The 18,061-nt window shown below is 48.9% G+C and carries 16 protein-coding genes; 2 read left to right on the top strand and 14 right to left on the bottom strand.

All coding sequences use genetic code 11. From position 1 onward, the window contains the following. Positions 1–19: 19 nt before the first annotated feature. The 8 genes from rseP to rpsB all read right to left on the bottom strand — a co-directional run bounded on the left by rseP (position 20) and on the right by rpsB (position 7,529). Positions 20–1,372 (bottom strand): RIP metalloprotease RseP, encoded by a 1,353-nt coding sequence (rseP, locus tag NW199_RS08120; RefSeq protein WP_258334267.1) that lies wholly within the window; start codon positions 1,370–1,372, stop codon positions 20–22. Beyond that, on the bottom strand, positions 1,366–2,529 hold the full coding sequence (locus tag NW199_RS08115) for a 1-deoxy-D-xylulose-5-phosphate reductoisomerase (RefSeq protein WP_258334266.1): 1,164 nt from the start codon (positions 2,527–2,529) through the stop codon (positions 1,366–1,368). Before NW199_RS08115 ends, rseP begins: the two co-directional genes overlap by 7 nt. A gap of 27 nt (positions 2,530–2,556) precedes the next feature. Then, entirely contained in the window at positions 2,557–3,456 is a 900-nt protein-coding gene (locus NW199_RS08110; protein WP_258334265.1) for a phosphatidate cytidylyltransferase, read from the bottom strand. A gap of 2 nt (positions 3,457–3,458) precedes the next feature. Next, positions 3,459–4,214, bottom strand: coding sequence for a polyprenyl diphosphate synthase (gene uppS, locus NW199_RS08105; protein ID WP_249092401.1), 756 nt, complete (start codon positions 4,212–4,214; stop codon positions 3,459–3,461). A gap of 15 nt (positions 4,215–4,229) precedes the next feature. After that, positions 4,230–4,790, bottom strand: coding sequence for a ribosome recycling factor (gene frr, locus NW199_RS08100; RefSeq protein ID WP_258334264.1), 561 nt, complete (start codon positions 4,788–4,790; stop codon positions 4,230–4,232). 33 nt (positions 4,791–4,823) lie between these two features. Further along, complete coding sequence (gene pyrH / locus NW199_RS08095; RefSeq protein ID WP_258334263.1) at positions 4,824–5,552, bottom strand: UMP kinase; 729 nt, start codon at positions 5,550–5,552, stop codon at positions 4,824–4,826. A 249-nt stretch (positions 5,553–5,801) separates the two neighbouring features. After that, positions 5,802–6,692 (bottom strand): translation elongation factor Ts, encoded by an 891-nt coding sequence (gene tsf, locus NW199_RS08090; protein WP_258334262.1) that lies wholly within the window; start codon positions 6,690–6,692, stop codon positions 5,802–5,804. 96 nt (positions 6,693–6,788) lie between these two features. After that, complete coding sequence (gene rpsB / locus NW199_RS08085; protein ID WP_258334261.1) at positions 6,789–7,529, bottom strand: 30S ribosomal protein S2; 741 nt, start codon at positions 7,527–7,529, stop codon at positions 6,789–6,791. Between the two features lie 288 nt (positions 7,530–7,817). Between rpsB and map the strand changes: the two genes are divergently transcribed. Continuing rightward, positions 7,818–8,621 carry a type I methionyl aminopeptidase gene (gene map / locus NW199_RS08080; RefSeq protein WP_249092397.1) on the top strand — a complete coding sequence of 268 codons (804 nt, stop codon included), beginning with the start codon at positions 7,818–7,820 and terminating at the stop codon, positions 8,619–8,621. A gap of 69 nt (positions 8,622–8,690) precedes the next feature. Here map and fabF read toward each other — a convergent pair whose 3' ends face one another. Continuing rightward, positions 8,691–9,920: a beta-ketoacyl-ACP synthase II gene (gene fabF, locus NW199_RS08075; protein WP_258334260.1), complete on the bottom strand. Its 1,230-nt coding sequence runs from the start codon at positions 9,918–9,920 to the stop codon at positions 8,691–8,693. A 160-nt stretch (positions 9,921–10,080) separates the two neighbouring features. On the opposite strand from fabF, the gene NW199_RS08070 reads away from it, so the two are divergent. Then, positions 10,081–12,630, top strand: coding sequence for a [protein-PII] uridylyltransferase (locus NW199_RS08070; RefSeq protein ID WP_258334259.1), 2,550 nt, complete (start codon positions 10,081–10,083; stop codon positions 12,628–12,630). Positions 12,631–12,669: 39 nt separating this feature from the next. Here NW199_RS08070 and NW199_RS08065 read toward each other — a convergent pair whose 3' ends face one another. The 5 genes from NW199_RS08065 to NW199_RS08045 all read right to left on the bottom strand — a co-directional run bounded on the left by NW199_RS08065 (position 12,670) and on the right by NW199_RS08045 (position 17,905). Beyond that, positions 12,670–13,068 carry a PepSY-like domain-containing protein gene (locus NW199_RS08065; RefSeq protein WP_258334258.1) on the bottom strand — a complete coding sequence of 133 codons (399 nt, stop codon included), beginning with the start codon at positions 13,066–13,068 and terminating at the stop codon, positions 12,670–12,672. A 30-nt stretch (positions 13,069–13,098) separates the two neighbouring features. Then, positions 13,099–13,830: an S-methyl-5'-thioinosine phosphorylase gene (locus NW199_RS08060; protein WP_258334257.1), complete on the bottom strand. Its 732-nt coding sequence runs from the start codon at positions 13,828–13,830 to the stop codon at positions 13,099–13,101. A gap of 2 nt (positions 13,831–13,832) precedes the next feature. Beyond that, a complete protein-coding gene (gene ligA / locus NW199_RS08055) occupies positions 13,833–15,923 on the bottom strand; it encodes an NAD-dependent DNA ligase LigA (RefSeq protein WP_491745521.1) in 2,091 nt (696 codons plus the stop codon). 47 nt (positions 15,924–15,970) lie between these two features. Beyond that, positions 15,971–17,290: a hypothetical protein gene (locus NW199_RS08050; protein WP_249092392.1), complete on the bottom strand. Its 1,320-nt coding sequence runs from the start codon at positions 17,288–17,290 to the stop codon at positions 15,971–15,973. A 132-nt stretch (positions 17,291–17,422) separates the two neighbouring features. Then, positions 17,423–17,905 (bottom strand): DUF6198 family protein, encoded by a 483-nt coding sequence (locus tag NW199_RS08045; protein ID WP_258334256.1) that lies wholly within the window; start codon positions 17,903–17,905, stop codon positions 17,423–17,425. Between the last annotated feature and the right edge of the window lie 156 nt (positions 17,906–18,061).

Here is an 18,061-nt window from a genome sequence, read left to right as displayed (position 1 = left end):
AACGATTTGCTCGGATGGCCTATTGTATCAGCCTTATAAAGTCATTGGAAAGGGCTAAAGCCCCCAATGCCAAAACAATTAACAGTCCCACTTTCTGGCCAGCTTGCATCGCCCACTCGGGCAATGGCCTGCCTCTCAGAATTTCTACCAAATAATACAGGAGGTGTCCCCCGTCTAACAACGGTATCGGCAGTAAATTCAAAAGGCCCAAACTGACCGAAATCATAGCCAAAAAGGATAAATAAACGCGCCAGCCCATCTGGGCGGTTTTACCCGCATAATCGGCGATGGTCACGGGACCGGTGAGGTTTTTCGTGCTGGCCTCTCCTGTGATCATTTGTACCACAGCCTTATACGTTGTCTTTGTAATTGAAATGGTACGGTCAACGCCAGCCATTAACCCATCAACAGGGCCTTTGGAGAGCCAAATCAAATTGGGCTTAATTCCAACGTTCACGCCAATAACCGGGCGCTCAACGAGATTACCCTTGCCATCGTCAACGGCGCGAACTTCCGGTCGAACGATCACTTCACGAGCTTGTCCCTCTTCATTTTGAACCACCAAACGAATAGAGGTTTCGCCTTGATCCTTGATGTAATTGACAAGCTCCTGCACAGACAAACCGTAACGGCCGTCAGCGCTCAAGACAACGTCGCCATCCTTAATTCCGGCCAGAGCCGCCGGAGAACCTTTTTGAATATTAAAAAGGACCGGATAACCGTACCAAAGATTAATGCCTAGCTGAGCAAAGGGACTGGTACTGTCTTCATCAATTTTGATATCTCTTAAATCAAAATCAACCGTAAAACGGGTACCTCCCCGATCCAAAACCAAGGGGACATTGGATTCACCGATATGCTCCAAAATCGCCCAGTTGAAATCTTCCAAGCCTTCGATTTTCTTGTCACCGAAACTGACCACTTGGTCAAGACGCTGAATTTGAAGTTGCGCGGCTTGTGATTGAGCAACCGGCGTATCCATGACCGGACGAATTTCCGGCTGACCGCTCCAAGCCATAATGGCATAAAAAATAATGGCCAAAAGAATATTGGCTATGGGACCGGCCGCAACGATGGCAAAACGCTTATAAACGGATTGACGATTAAAAGCTCGGTGAGCTTCCGCAGGATCTACCACCATCCCCTCTTGGCGCTCGTCCAACATCGAAACGTAGCCACCCAAGGGTAACGCAGAAATGCACCACTCGGTTTTGTCTCTGCCCAAACGTTTACTGAAAAGCTTGGGACCGAAACCAAAACTAAAAGTAAGAACTTTTACACCGCACAGTCTCGCAACAAGATAGTGGCCGAGTTCGTGAAATGTAATCAAAATGCCGAGCGCAACGGCAAAGGCTAAAAGGGCCGTCACCATTGAGCGATCACCTCACGGGTTTTGATTCTGGCTTCACGGTCTGCTGCCAAAACCTCTTCTAAAGACTTCGGAGCCGCAAGAACCAGGCTGTCCATCATTTGACGGCAGGCTCGAGCGATATCAAGAAAACGAATTCTGCGATCCAGGAATGCCTCAACGGCAATTTCATTAGCAGCATTTAAAACGATGCTCGCCGCCCCGCCCATGCGCAAAGCCTCATAGGCGTATCCCAATTGCGGAAAGCGTTGAATATCGGGTGCCTCAAAAGTCACGCTGCCCAAAGCTGCAAAATCGACTCGCTTGGCAAAACCATCGAGACGCTTCGGCCATCCTAACGAATAAGCGATGGGTGTGCGCATATCAGGAGCCCCCATTTGAGCAAGGATGCAGCCGTCAGCGTATTGAACCATTGAATGAATCAAACTTTGCGGATGAATCACCACATCGATGCGATCGGGCGGAAAGCCAAAGAGCCAGGACGCCTCAATCACTTCGAGCCCCTTATTCATTAACGTGGCGCTATCAACACTAATCTTGCGTCCCATGTTCCATGTCGGGTGGGCAACTGCATCTTCGGGTGTCACCTCGGTTAAGTCCATGCGCTTTCTAAAAGGACCACCGGAAGCCGTCAGAATAAGCCGTGCGTTTTTTCTGTCTTCTTCACTAGCGCAAGCCAAGCACTGAAAAATCGCATTGTGTTCACTGTCAACAGGAAGCAGTTCAGCACCATGCTCTCGGATACTATTCATCAAAAGGGCTCCGCCGCACACAACGCTTTCTTTATTGGCTAACAGTAAACGTTTACCGGCTCGCGCAGCCGAAAAAGTCGGCGCCAACCCCGCCGCCCCGACAATGGCTAAAACCGCAACATCGACTTCAGGCAAAGCAGCCAATCGCACCAAATCCGATTCCCCCGCCCATACTTCAATGTCAGTCAGTCCTCGAGTTTTGAGCGCAGAGGCTAACTTTCCTTTTTTAGACTCATCGGCCACAAGAGCGATTCGGGGGTGATGTGATTCACAAAGACGGACCAATTCCTCTACTCGGCTATTGGCTGTTAAAGCGAAAACTCGATAACGATCTTTATAGTGCGACAAGACATCAAGGGTCGATCCCCCGATCGACCCCGTTGCACCGAAAATGGCAATATTCTGCATAACGGTTATTTAATCCAATCTACTCAATTAGCCGATTGTTCCCGAGAGAATCAATACGGTCAAAAGAAAACCGGCCGGAAGTGTCGGCATCATGGCATCAAGACGGTCATAAAAGCCGCCGTGACCCGGTAATAAATTACTGGAATCTTTGATGCCTGCCTGACGCTTCAAAGCACTTTCAAACAAATCCCCCACAATCGAAAGGGAGACCAAAATGAAAGCGGCAACAATCCAGGCCACAACCCCCATGGACTCAACGATCACACCAGGAATAGTATTCATCCAAGAGAAGAACCAGGCAAGGATAAGCCCTAAAATCATCACGCTCAACATGCCTCCCGCAACTCCTTCCCAACTCTTTTTGGGGCTGATAGCCGGAGACATGCGGTGTTTACCGAAAGCCATGCCGGTGAAGTAGGCCATGATGTCAGCCACCCAAACAATGGCCAAAAGTGAAATCACCATGGTGATGCCAAAAGAGGCGTACATGGCCACAAAAGCCAACCAAGCCGCTGGAGGAAAGAATACGCCAGTTACACCGACCACCACTTTATTGACGGGCAAACCGGTATTTCTAGCAAAGAAAACGCGGATGGAGATACCGACCCAAAGCAACGTGATGACGGCAAGGTACATCACAAAAATGCCCGAAAGGTTGGCATAGAGCATTTGGTACTCACGGGCAGCCTGATCGATCATCTGCAAATCGAGATAAGCCAGATAAGTGAGCCCTGAAATAGATCCGCCGACAAGAATAGCGATGACTGCGGAGACGGCTGAACTTAAACCTGCCAGTTTCAGCCACTCCCACTGAGCGAGGATAAATGCGACGGCCATCACTCCGGCAAATTCAACAGGTCCTAACCAGTATGAGCCGATCAAAATCAGCAGTAAAACAATAGCCGTAATCACACGTTGCTTCAGCATCGTCACTCTCCGTGGCCGAGGGCTTTAATTTGTTCTCCGGTCATGCCAAACCGACGTTCACGGCCGGCATACCAATCAAGGGCCTCTTTGAGATCATTTTCATCAAAGTCAGGCCATAAACGAGGCGAGGCGTAGAGCTCGGCATAAGCCGCCTGCCACAAAATAAAATTACTAATGCGCTGCTCGCCCCCTGTGCGGATCATCAAATCCACGGGCGGCGCCCAATCGAAAGCTAAATTAGCATCCACCAATGCCTCGGTCACCCGTTCAGGTTCTTGGGCAATGGAAGGATCCTTGCGCAAAATATTTCGGAAAGCTTCTACGATATCCCATCGGCCGCCATAGTTGGCGCAAATGGTCAGTGTCATGGTCTCACCATGAGCGGTCATGGCTTCACTTTCTTTAATGCTTTCTTGAATGTCTTTGGAAAATGCAGAAAGGTCCCCTGCGACACGAAGCTTAACGCCGTTTTCCCGCATTGCCTGAGCTTCTTTTTTGAGAGCTGTGGCAAACAGTCCCATTAAAGCATTGACTTCGTCGGCAGGACGTTTCCAATTTTCGCTGCTGAAAGCAAAAAGGGACAGATACCGCACGCCGCTTTGGGCGGCAGCTTCGATAACGCGGCGTACACTTCGCACACCACGCCGGTGACCTTCTGCACGGGGCAGAAAACGGCGCTGAGCCCAGCGGCCGTTTCCATCCATAATAATGGCGACGTGGCAAGGTGCCCCGCCGCCTTTTTGATTAGTTTGACTCATCGGGGCGGTTGCTGATTAAACCGTCATCACTTCTTTTTCTTTTTCGGCCACGCACTTATCGATGGCAACCACAAAGTTATCCGTCAACTTTTGGATTTCTTTTTCGGCGCGGGATTCATCATCCTCAGAAATTTCCTTAGCCTTCGTCAACTTCTTGATCTGTTCGTTTGCGTCACGACGCAAGTTGCGCACAGCCACCTTGGCTTCTTCACCCAAATGACGAACGACCTTCGTCAATTCGCGACGACGTTCTTCAGTAAGCGGAGGAAGCGGTACACGGATCAGCATACCCGAAGTAGCCGGATTCAAACCCAAATCAGACGAACGGATAGCCTTTTCAATCGGAGCCACCATCGTCTTTTCCCAGGGCTGAACCGTCAGCGTGCGAGCATCAGCAACGCCTACTTGAGCAACTTGATTAATCGGGGTCATCGCACCGTAATAGTCGACCATCACGTGATCGAGCAAACCGGTGGATGCACGACCCGTACGGATCTTGATGAAATCTTCACGCAAGGTTTCCACCGTACGATTCATCTTATATTCGGTTTGTTTTTGAATTTCACTGATTGACATAAAAATCACTCCGTTGACGATTAGCGTCTCTGGTTAAGGGTTGTAGACCAAGGTGCCTTCATCTTCACCGCGGCAAACTCGGGCAATGGAGCCCTTCTTGCGGATATTAAAGACCTTGATCGGCAAATTCTGTTCGCGACACAAAGCAAAAGCTGTGGCGTCCATCACTTTAAGATCTTGCTTGATCACTTCATCGAATGTGATGGTCTTATAGAACGTGGCATCGGGCACTTTCTTCGGATCCGCTGAATAAATACCGTCCACCATTGTCGCTTTAAGCACAATGTCAGCACCGATTTCAGCGCCACGCAAAGCGGCCGTTGTATCGGTGGTGAAGTAAGGATTGCCGGTACCGGCCGCAAAAATCACAATACGGCCCTTTTCTAAATGACGCAACGCTTTGCCACGAATATAGGATTCTGCGATTCGCTCGATATTCAAAGCGCTTTGTACTCGAGCTTCAACGCCATTTTTACGCAATGCATCCTGAAGAGCCAACGCGTTCATCAACGTGGCGAGCATCCCCATGTGGTCGCCTTGCGTGCGCTCCATACCGGTTGAACCTAAAGCCACGCCGCGGAAAATGTTACCGCCACCCACGACGATGCCGATCTGCACTCCCATGTCGTAAGCTTCTTTAATATCTTCAACCGTTGATTGAATCGTCTCACGATTGATACCGAAGGCATCCGGTCCCATTAAAGATTCACCGGAGAGCTTCAAAAGCACTCGCTTGTACTTCACAGGCGTTTGTTCCGTCATTTATAGAACTCCTGAAAATGATTGCTCAGTCATAAGCGCACAACAAAGTGCGCTTGCGACTTCATGGCCGCAGGCGCATCGTTACCTACGCGTTAGTGCCATTTTAATGAAAAGCCTTACGCTTAGCATGAATAAACGAAAGAAAAAGGCACTCTTTTCAAAAAATAGCAAAAAAAAGACTCCCGACTGATTTACCCCAATCAAGGGAAGCGGGAGTCTTTTATTTTTGTTCAAAAGTATCCTAAATAGTTAGGCCTTTTGAGCAGCGGCCATTTGTTCGGCCACTTCAGCAGCAAAGTCAGTTTGCTTCTTTTCAATGCCTTCGCCGACAACGAAGAGCACGAAGGAGGCGATGGAAGCACCGTTTTGCTTGAGTAATTCGGCAACGCTCATCTTGTCGTTCTTAACGAACGGTTGGGACAAGAGCGTGACTTCCTTCAAATACTTTTGAACCGTACCTTCGGCGATGCGTTCGAGCATGGCTTCAGGCTTACCGGCTTCGCGAGCCTTTTCAACAGCCACCCGACGTTCAGTGGCCAAGAGTTCCGGATCAACACCGTTGGCGTCCAAGGCCTTCGGCTTCAAAGCGGCGATGTGCATGGCGATGTCGTGGCCAACTTCGTCATTGCCGCCGATCATGTCAACGAGCACACCGATCTTGGAGCCGCCGTGCACGTATTGATGAAGCTTACCTTGAGCTTCAACGCGCTTGAAGCGACGGAAGGTCATGTTTTCACCGATCTTACCGACCAAGCCCGTGCGGATGGCTTCCAACGTTTGACCGTTGACTTCCAAAGCGCCCAAAGCAGCGATGTCGGCCGGGTTCTTTTCGGCAACCAAGCGAGCGGCATCAGCAGCCATTTGTTGGAATTCAGGATTCTTGGCAACGAAGTCCGTTTCGGAGTTCACTTCGAAAATAGAACCAAGCTTGCCGTCTTCAGCAATGTAGATGCTCACGACACCTTCAGCAGCGATACGGGCGGCAGCCTTGCTAGCCTTGTTGCCAAGCTTGACGCGAAGAATTTCTTCGGCGCGAGCCATGTCACCATCGGCTTCGGTCAAGGCCTTCTTGCATTCCATCATCGGAGCGTCGGTCTTGACGCGCAATTCTTTAACCATAGCGGCAGTAATAACGGCCATGTATTTCTCCAGTAGAGTTTGGTTTGTGAATTTCAAAAAGGGGCGAGGCATTGACTCAACTCCTCGCCCCGAAAAAGAAAACGCTATTGAAGTTTATTAGGCTTCTTCAGCAACTTCAACGAATTCTTCTTCACCGGCGACTTCCTTCAAGCCTTCTTCGCTATCTTGACGGCCGGACAAAATGGCGTCAGCCATTCCGGAGGCGTAGATGGAAACGGCCTTGGCCGAGTCATCGTTGCCAGGGATAACATAGTCGATGCCGAGCGGGCTGCAGTTCGTATCCACAACACCGATCACGGGGATGCCCAACTTGTTGGCTTCTTGAACGGCAATCTTGTGATAGCCGACGTCAACAATGAACAAAGCATCGGGCAAGCTTGCCATATCCTTGATACCACCGATGGAGCGGTTCAACTTTTCAACTTCACGGGTGAAGTCGAGAGCTTCCTTCTTGGTCATCTTTTCCAAGCCGCCGTTGGCGATGGTTTCTTCCATGTCCTTCAAACGCTTGATCGTGAGCTTCACGGTCTTGAAGTTGGTGAGCGTGCCGCCCAGCCAGCGTTGATCAACATAGCAGCAACCGGCGCGTTGAGCTTCGGCAACGATCGTGTCACGACCGCCGCGCTTGGTGTCAACGAACAGGACCTTACCGCCCTTGGCAGAGAGTTCGCGAGCGAACTTAAGGGCTTCTTCAAACTTCACAACCGTCTTTTCGAGGTTGATGATGTGAATCTTGTTGCGGGCGCCGAAAATGTATTGACCCATCTTCGGATTCCAGAAGCGAGTTTGGTGACCGAAGTGGCAACCGGCTTCGAGCATTTCGCGCATGCTAACCATGATAATTTTTTCCTTCTAAGGTTTCATTCTGACAACGCGCCGCTATTTTGCGGACCGATCATCTGTTCAGACAATTGCGGCCAAATGGCAAAACAACCGTTAGATGACGCGTTGCGCTATTAGAGCTTCCCGAAAATAAAAAAGCCGAGCAAGCGGACGGAAAGCCAAAAAACCGCTTCTCGACACGAAAAAAATTAGCTTTTTTCGCACAGCTCGCTATTATATGCGAAATCGGCTTGAAAAAAGCAAAAAATTCTCAATATTTTAATAAGTAAGAAAAGATTCACCATGGCTATTGTCATTAAAACCGCTGAGGAAATCGAAGGCATGCGCAAGGCCTGCCGATTAGCCAGCGAAGTTCTTGATTTTATTGAACCATTTGTCGTACCCGGTGCAAAGACAATCGACCTTGATCAACGCATGAACGACTTCATGCTCGCTCACGGTGCAAAGTCGGCCTGCTTAGGGTACGCCCCCAAAGGCTTCACACCCTACCCGGGTTCGACCTGCATTTCCGTCAACCATGTTGTCTGTCACGGTATTCCCTCAGAAAAAACACTGAAAAAGGGCGACATTGTCAATATTGACGTAACCGTTATTCTGGACGGCTTTTACGGTGATACGAGCCGCATGTTTATGGTGGGCAATAAAATTTCCGTCTCTGCACGCCACCTGGTTGAAGCCACTTATGAGTGTATGTGGCGAGGAATCGCAGCGATTGCTCCGGGGCGTCCTTTAAACGATGTCGGCATTGCCTGTGAAAAAGTGGCTCGCGCCGAAGGCTTGTCTGTTGTTCATGAATACGGCGGTCACGGCGTGGGACGCAACTTCCACGAAGACCCGTTTGTTTGCCACTACAACACTCAGGACAACCGCGTCATTATGAAACCGGGCATGATTTTCACGGTCGAACCGATGCTCAACGCCGGTCGCCGTCAAATCTCCGAACTCAATGACGGCTGGACCGTGGTGACGGCTGACCGCAGTCTTTCCGCTCAGTGGGAGCACACGGTATTAGTCACGGAAACGGGGTACGAAGTACTCACCCTTTCTGATGGATATCCTCCGATCCCCGACTACATTAAGCGCTAATCGTATAACAAACCGGCCGCCCGAAATAATCCGAGCGGCCGATTTGTTTGGGGGGTGACTCCTTTTTGCTTAATCCAATTTCTTAAAGATAAGACTTCCGTTTGTGCCGCCAAAGCCAAATGAATTCTTCATGGCGTAACGAATTGTCTTTTCACGAGCCTCATTAGCGCAGTAATCTAAGTCGCATTCCGGATCCGGATTTTCAAGGTTAATGGTCGGCGGAATGACTTGATTGTGCAGTGCCAAAACCGTTAAAACCGATTCCATGCCGCCCGCTCCGCCAAAAAGGTGACCGATCATTGATTTCGAAGAGCTGATCACAAGTTCTTTGGCGTGTTCACCAAATACTTCTTTAACGGCTTTTGTTTCGTTAGCGTCGCCCAAAACCGTTGAAGTGCCGTGAGCATTCAAATAATCAATTTCTTCAGGACGAATTCCGGCCTGATTAATGGCCATTTGCATGCAATAGGAAGGACCTTCGGTATTGGGCGTGGTGATGTGATGCGCATCGGCTGTCAAACCGTAGCCCACCAATTCAGCGTAAATCTTCGCGCCGCGAGCCAAAGCATGGTCATAGTCTTCAAGGACCAAGACGCCCGCGCCTTCGCCGAAAACAAAACCATCACGGTCTTTATCAAAAGGACGGGAAGCGTGAGCGGGATCATCATTGCGGCGAGACATGGCATGCATGCTGTCGAAACCGGCCATGGACAAGGCGCAAATCGGAGCATCGGTGCCGCCCGCAATCATCACATCGGCATCACCGCGCTTAATCATCCAAGCGGCTTCGCCGATACTGTGTAAACCCGTCGAACAAGCGCTCACATGCGCCATGTTCGGACCTTTAAAGCCAGTCATGATGGCAAGCTGTCCAGACACCATATTAATAATACAACCGGGAATCAAGAAGGGAGAGACTCGGCGAGGACCGCGATCCAAAAGCGTTTTGTGATTGTCGGTAATCATCGGAATCCCACCGATGCCGGATCCGACCGCACAACCTATACGGCGCAGATTTTCATGTTCACAATCTAAACCGCTGTCACGAATAGCTTGAAAAGCCGCCGCAATCCCAAAATGAATGAAACGGTCAAAACGTCTGGCTTCCTTAATAGGCATATAGGGAGAGACATCAAAATCTTTTACTTCTGCGGCAATTTGGCAACCAAACTGAGAGGCATCAAAACGAGTCACCGGCCCAACGCCACTTGTTCCCTTAAGAGCGTTTTCCCAAATTGTTTGGACATCATTGCCGATTGGGCACACTGCCCCCAATCCTGTTACAACAACCCGACGCATAAAACATTTCCCATCATAAAAATTAAATACACAAGCGTTCGTCGGCCACCAATACAGCCAACGAACCTCAAATCGCATTGATGGTAACAAAACAAAAGTCTGTTGGGGATCACCTATTTTGGCTAAACTTCAAGGATAAAAGTCTATTTCAGGCACTCTCATGACAAATTGCATTGAAAACTTCAAAAACCTCTCAGCTCAATTAGGTCAGCGTTTTTTGCAAGATGGCCGGGTCAGTACCTATCTAAGAGGGCACACGGCCGCAGCCGACGAGTGCATTAAACAACTCGCGCAATCAGAAGGCATTTTTGGCCGCGTTGCTCTGGTTGCCTTGGGCGGGTACGGTCGGCGGGAGCTCTTTCCCTATTCCGATCTGGATGTCATGGTTTTGCTAGAACAAAATCCCGATCAAGAAACGGCCGAGAAAATCGAGCGTTTTCTGATGAAGCTTTGGGATATGGGACTTACGGTCGGCAGCAGTGTCCGAACCATTGAAAGTGCTCTTGAGGAAAGCGCTAAAGATATCACTGTGCAAACCGCTCTTTTGGAGGCCCGCCTGATAGAAGGCGATCTTCTTTTATTTGCGCGGCTACAGAAAGAATTTTTCAGTCAAATGGATGCGGCGGGCTTTTTCAGAGCTAAAGCGCTTGAATTGCGCCAACGACATCAAAAGCATGAAGACACCCCCTACTCACTTGAACCCAACGTCAAGGAAAGCCCGGGCGGACTGCGCGATCTGCATATGCTTTTTTGGTGTTCGCACGCCGCCGGCATGGGCGCAACGCCCGAAGAAATGCTTGCCGCGGGCACTATTTCAAATCAAGAGGCCGATAAATTAAAAGAAGTCCATCACGCGCTCAAATCGTTCCGAATTTACCTTCATTTAATTGCCGGGCGCCATGAAGACAGATTGATTTTCGATTTGCAAACGGCACTGGCTCAAGCAGCTGGCTATAAAGACACCGAACATCAGCTTGCAAGCGAAGCATTGATGAAACGCTACTATTTGACCGCTAAATCGGTTCGTCAATTAACTGACATCTTCATGCAGATGTTTGAGGACAAGTTCTATGACGAAGGCTATGTTCAAGAAACGGTCATTGACAGAACCTTTATCGCACGAGGCTATACTCTGGACATCACTCACGAGGGCGCTTTCAGAGATGATCCCAATGCCATTCTCAGAGCCTTTTACCTACTGGAGAGTTCCGCGCCGCTCAAACGCTTGAGTGTTTCACTTTTACGGGAATTAATGAGCGCCCGGGACTTGATTGACGAACAATTCAGAGATGACCCTGCCAATAAGGCCATGTTTATGCAGATTCTTAAAATGCCTCATGGCGTCAGTCATGCGCTGCAGGATCTTAATCAATGGGGCATATTAGGACTGTTTTTACCGGAATTTCAGCACATCGTCGGTCAAATGCAGCATGACCTCTTTCATACCTACACGGTCGATCAACACACCATGCGCGTTGTGCGAAATATCCGCTACTTTACCCGAAGCGAATACGCTCACGAATACCCCATTTGCACACGTTTAATGCAAGGTATGAAAGACAATTGGCGTTTAGTTTTGGCCGCTCTTTTCCATGATATCGGTAAAGGATTGGGAGGTCATCACGAAAAAGCAGGCGCGAAAATTCTCCAAGCCTTTTGCGAGCGCTTCGGTATTGATCAAGAAACCACGGATTATTTGGTTTTCCTTGTTCGTGAACATTTAACAATGAGTCTTGTTGCTCAAAAGCAAGATCTCTCTGACCCGGATGTTATTAAGCGCTTTGCTCAAATTGTCCAAACTGAAGATCGTTTAAACGGGCTGTTTCTGCTCACCGTCTGCGATATTCGCGCCACCGGCCCCAAAGTCTGGACACAGTGGAAGAGCCAACTGCTTCAAGACCTCTATTGGCAAACCTTACCGCTTGTCCGCCAAGGCGGTGCCCCGGACAGAGAATCGCTTTTGCTTCAAAGACAAAAAGAAGCCGGTGAAATGATCGTTAAGGCCGGGGTGACGCCAAAGAAAATCGAAGCCATCTGGAAAACGCTCACGCTTCAGTACTACCTCAGGCATACTGCCGAGAGCATTGCCTGGCAAACCATTTCGTTAGCCAAAGTGTTTCCGACAGATGAGCCTTTTGTGGCCACACGCATACTGCCTCAAAACGCCGGTATCGAAATTCTTGTCTACACCCCTGACCGAACCGGCCTTTTTGCCAGTATTTTGGGATTCTTGCAAAAGAAACGTTTCTCGGTTTTGGATGCAAGGATTTACACAACACTGGATCATAAAGCCTTCAATACATTTGTCGTCTTTGATAACGGAGGCAGAGACATCGATGAACTCAATGAAAAATTAGCCGATGAACTCACCGAATGGTTGTCAAATCCTCGTGAGCTACCAAAAACAAAACCCGGAAAACTTTCCCGCCGCTCACGCCATTTTCCGCTTCAGCCTCTCGTTAATATCGAGGCCGATGAATCGGGTAAAAATTATCTGCTCTCTATCACTTGCATGGACCGAATCGGATTGTTATTTGATATTGCAACAATATTAAATAAATATCATGTTAATCTTCAAACTGCGAAAATTATGACGATGGGCGAACGTGTGGAGGACGTCTTTTTGATTGATGGCGAAGCGCTCAAGGATATCCCTACCACGGTTGCCATTGAAAAGGATTTATTGGAGGTGCTGACACCCGAGTTATGAGTAAAGAGGCTGGAGAAAACTTCCAGCCTCAATTCAGACTTATTCGTGTATTTCCACGTTGTGATAACGATTTCTGAATTTCAATCCCACATCCCAGACAACACCTTTGGGAGTGGTAATTTTGTTAGCCCCTAAAACTTCAGTTCTAGCCCACTTTTCGTGGATTTGTTTTAAAACAGGAGCCGGGATTTTATCGGCTGAGACATCCTCCTTGGAAGAAATCAATTGCCCGTTTTCACGATAAAGCGCTTTGATTTCCGCTTGTCCCAATCTGGCTTCAACCTCATAGGCATTCTCATCGTCCTCAAAATCCCATTCCATAACTTGTGCTGAAGGATACTGTTGGGCAAATGCGGTTTTCACTTCGGCCGGAACCATTGAAGCGGAAATACTTCCGGCCCAAGCGCAGGAAACACCGAGACCTAAAATTAAAGCCATAGAAAAATTTCTTAATTTCATTTTCGCCTCTTAGAAATTATTGGCTAAAACCAAGACACCGAGCAATTTCACAAGTGACTTCACAGAGTGATTCATATTAGCCTTAATAGCTTCAAAATCCAAAGTCCCTTCAACCAAACCGGCCGCCCAATTGACACTAAAGCAAACCATCGCGTAACGAAGCCCAAGCTCTCTGGCCAAGGCGGCTTCAGGCATCGCTGTCATCCCAACCATGTCGCAGCCGTCCATGATCATCCGTCTGACTTCTGCCGCTGTTTCAAGGCGCGGGCCCTGCGTGCAAGCATAAGTTCCACGATTGTGAACAAAGATCTTGGCACTTTGGGCCGCACCCAAAATAGCCTGACGCACGGATTCATCAAACGGATTGGTGAAATCAATATGCGTCATCGGCATACCGGCTTCACCCCAATACGAGCTTTCCCGACCAAAGGTGTAATCAACAATCTGATCAGGAACCGTAAAGTGCCCGGGGGCATTTTCCGCCGCCATTCCACCAACCGATCCCACGGCAACAACCGTCTTTACACCGAGTTCCTTCAAAGCCCACATTTGAGCGCGATATGGAATTTGGTGCGGAGCCAAATGGTGGTCTTTCCCATGACGATGCAAAAGAGCAACTTCTTTGTTTTCCATCAGACCAACGTCTAATTCGACTTCACCAAACGGTGTCTCGACAGTCTTTGTTTTGACATCAACGAGTTCGAAATGTTCAAAACCGCTACCAACGATCAAACCTAACATGATTATTGTCCTTTCAGCAGCTCAAGCATCTGCGCTTCATCAATTATGGTTACACCCAAAGCTTGAGCCTTTTCTAATTTACTGCCGGCCTCAGCCCCCGCAACGACATAGTCGGTTTTCTTGCTGACACTGGAAGCAACCTTGGCGCCTTGTGCTAATAGAAGCGCTTTGGCTTCTTCACGTCCCATGTTGGGAAGCGTACCGGTGAGCACAAAAGTCTTACCTGAGACTTTTTCATTGACCGCAACCGCTTCAGGCGTTGGCCAATGCACACCCTCGGCAAGCAATTCACCGATGACTTCTCGATTATGTGACTCTTCAAAAAAGTGAATAATGGACTGCGCGATAACCTCTCCAACATCATTGACTTGTAAAAGAGCATCCGCGTCAGCCTGCATTAATTTATCGAGGCTTCTGAAATGCGAAGCCAAGTCTCTTGCCGTACTTTCACCGACATGGCGAATTCCCAAAGCGTAGATAAAACGAGCAAGCGTTGTCTCTTTACTTTTTTCTAAGGCTGCCAATAAGTTAGCCGCGCTCTTTTTACCGAAACGATCCAGTGACAACAGCTTTTCGTCAGTGAGCTTATAAAGATCGGCGGGCGTTTTTATGAGTTCGGCCTCAAGCAGTTGATCAATGACCTTTTCTCCCAAGCCGTCAATGTTAAGCGCCAAACGTGAGGCAAAATGAACCAACGACTCTCTTCTCTGAGCCGGGCAGAAAAGACCGCCCGTGCATCGGGTATCTTTTTCCTCTTCATCCCGGAAGGTTTCCGAGCCACATACGGGACAATGATCGGGCATCACAAAATCACGTTCTTTTCCTGTGCGTCTGTCGGATAACACGCGAACCACTTCAGGAATGACGTCGCCAGCCCGTCTGACAACCACCGTATCGCCGATCTTAAGTCCTAGTTCGGCAATAAAATCTTCGTTATGAAGTGTGGCATTTGAAATCGTCACGCCACCGACAAAAACAGGCTTAAGCCGTGCAACCGGCGTTAGCTTCCCGGTGCGCCCCACCTGCACATCAATATCTTCGACGCTTGTCATCGCCTCTTCAGGAGGGTATTTGTGGGCACACGCCCAACGCGGCTCGCGAGAAATAAAACCCAATTCATTCTGCTGAGCCAAATCATTGACTTTATACACGACCCCATCGATCTCAAAAGGCAGGCTCTGACGAATCGACTTCACCCAATCGTGAAATTCAGCCAGTGCCTTCCAGCCCTTAACGACACGGCGCTCTTTAGCAACAGGGAAACCCCATTTTTCGAGCTTATCCAAAATGCCGCTATGGGTAAGGGCAACGGCGGCGCTCACTTCTCCCAAACCGTAGGCGTAAAACGAAAGTTTCCGTTTAGCGGTTACTTTGGGATCCAATTGACGAAGGCAGCCGGCCGCGGCATTTCTGGGATTCACGAACGGTTTCAAGCCGTCAAGCCGCTGCTCGTCATTGAGACGCTCAAAGTCGGCCTTATGCATGATGACTTCACCACGCACCTCAAGGATATCCGGCACACCCTCTGGCAAATGAAGCGGAATCGTTCGAATGGTTTTAACGTTGGCCGTGACATCTTCACCGATAAGCCCATCTCCGCGTGTAGCGGCCGAGACCAAAATACCCTTTTCATAGCGAAGATTCATGGCTAAACCGTCAAACTTCAGTTCGACATCGTAGGCCACATCATCGTCTGTCTCACCTAATCCCAAGCCCTTTCTTACCCGCTCATCAAAGGCTTGCGCTCCCTGCGCTTCAAAGTCCGTTTCGGTGTGAATTGAGAGCATAGGAACCGCGTGACGAACTTTAGCCAAATCACTGCGCGCTTCTCCGCCCACTCGTTGAGTCGGCGAGGCAGGCGACTTTAAATCCGGGAATTGCTTTTCAAGTTCAGAAAGCTCTCTGAAAGCTTTGTCGTATTCACTATCAGGAACGCTTGGTGCATCGAGCACATAGTACTCATAGTTCCAACGTTCCAGATCTTTTTCGAGCGCACGCATACGAGCGGCCGCAGCCTGATGATCTAGCTTATCGTCGTTTTCCGGAAAATCGTCAAATAAACTCAAAGTGGCGTTTGATTGTTTTTCAGTCATAAGAGCGAAAAGAGCGACCTTCAAGGCCGCTCCCTTTCTTAAGTGTGTTAATCACGAGTAAAGAGCACTCGGGCGCGGGGGCTACCCGGTTCAATGTTGGCTTTGATCATTTCACCGTAGTACTTCTTTAACTGATGATTGATGGATTGGGCCGACTCGGTATTGATCGCACGGTCACGCGAGTCTTGAAGCTGCAGATTCAAGCGGGCGCACAAATCGTTGGCAACGCTAAAAAGAGTGCGAAGCGGATTGGAATCAGGTTGCGCCAACGGTGCATCCAAAGCGAGCGTCAAATAGCGGCGGTCAAAATCGTCGTGCGTAAGGAAAATGGTGGCCGAAGCGATGTCTCGAACACTGCCCAAGAAATAGCGCACAGGATTAAGTTGTGTGAAGCCGGCAAGGCGCGCGGCTTCAGCCACATCGTTGGGATTGAGCGGTTCTTTAGAGGCCATCACAAAATTCAATTGCACGTCCAAACGCAGCACATCGTTATAAAGTTTCTGAGCCCGTTTGACGATCTCGTGCGTGGCTTCCGTATCGCTATCGGCTTCAAGCGCAATACCGATTTGCTGAACCGTAATCACAAAACGACTTGCATCCATTTCATTGATGCAACCTTGACGGTTTGCCAACAAAAGCACAACCGCCAATTCATTGTAACGACCAACGGCGCTCGGCTGATACCAGCGCTTATTGTCCACTCGACGAACATAAATGCGAAGAGCCAGCCCCAACTTTTGAAGGGTTGCCACCATTTCCATCATCTTGGCCCCTTCAATCGGACGAACCGACTGAACCATGCCGACCGTTTCGGTTACTTCATCGTACTTAAACCGTGCCAAGCCTTCTTTCGGGAAAGCCGTCGGCGCAACAACGGGTTCTTCTTTATCTTTCTCTGTTGGTTTAAGCTCTTCTGCTGGCTTGGCGGGCGAGTCGAAATTAAGAGATTCTTGAGTCGCTTCATGCGTGTCTTTGGGAGACTCTTCCTTAGCCGATGCTTTCGGAGCAGCCGTTGAAACCATCGGTGTCACAACAGCAGCAGCGTTAGACACTGGGGTTTGATTTTGAGCGGGTTTGAGCTGAATTTCTGAGGCAGCCGGCACATCATGATCTTTGACATCAACGACATCAAAAGAGCTTTCCGACAGCGCTTCGTCCCCTTTTAGCTGTGAGACAAGATCTTTCTGATTGTTCTCGCGCATCGGCGGTCGGATTTGGGTCATCCGCTGATATATTTCATCTCTGGATTCTTTACTTAAACCGACTTTGCTTTGGTCATTTTTCTTGGCTTCCATTCTGGACCATAAAAACAAGCCCACTAAGATCACGGCCGCGCCGATCACCAGAAAAAGAACTGTTTCATTCATAAAAAACCTCAAAAGCGCAACGCTCGCGCGAAAGCGTTCCCGAAAAAAAACTCTTCGGAAAAATCTGTCAATACAGTCTGTTATTTTAGAACAAGGTACCTGTTCTTTTCAGCTTTAATGCGAATAAATTTTTTAGTCAATCGGACGATGCTTCGGAAAAAGTCTTCCCCAGACTTTCAGAAACTGTTTGGCGATCGGACCGGAACAAACCGCAGTAATCAAAGTCCCTTCGCGAATACCCAAAATGGTTCCAAAAACCAAAAGCGAGAGAATGGCCGCGCTTGCGAGCAAAAATAAATCAACCGTCATGCGAAGTGTTCCAAAAGAGCCACCCCATCGATTCATAACAGCCAACACAAATCCTTCCGGCGGCAAAATGGCCAAACGGGCAAACACCATGGATGCGATACCAAGGCCGGTTAAGGCACTGCCCGCAAAAGCCATTAAAACTTGCTCAATATAGTTTTGCGGAACAACATGAGCGCTAATCCATAAAGCCACATCAAAAATCATCCCGAACACAAAACAAATCGGCAACTGACGCAACGCTTTTTGAAAAATATTTTTGTGATCAACGGCTACTTGAAGGATAAAGAAAAAGACATTGCTAAACAACTCCCCTCTGAAGAGGGAAGGTTTCTTTTGACCAAGTGCAAGCTCTTTTACCCGCTCCCATTGAGAATCTCTTCTCAATGGGACTACAGATAACTATCACTTGCACCACAAAAGATTTCGAGACGAACCTTCTCCGGCGTCACAGCTTTTGGCTCT

The organism is Parasutterella secunda (assembly GCF_024733725.1).
In the GTDB taxonomy this organism is placed as follows: Bacteria; Pseudomonadota; Gammaproteobacteria; order Burkholderiales; family Burkholderiaceae_F; genus Aphodousia; species Aphodousia faecalis.
The sequence above is the reverse complement of the archived record's forward strand: the minus strand, read 5'-3'. Positions and strand labels throughout refer to the sequence as shown.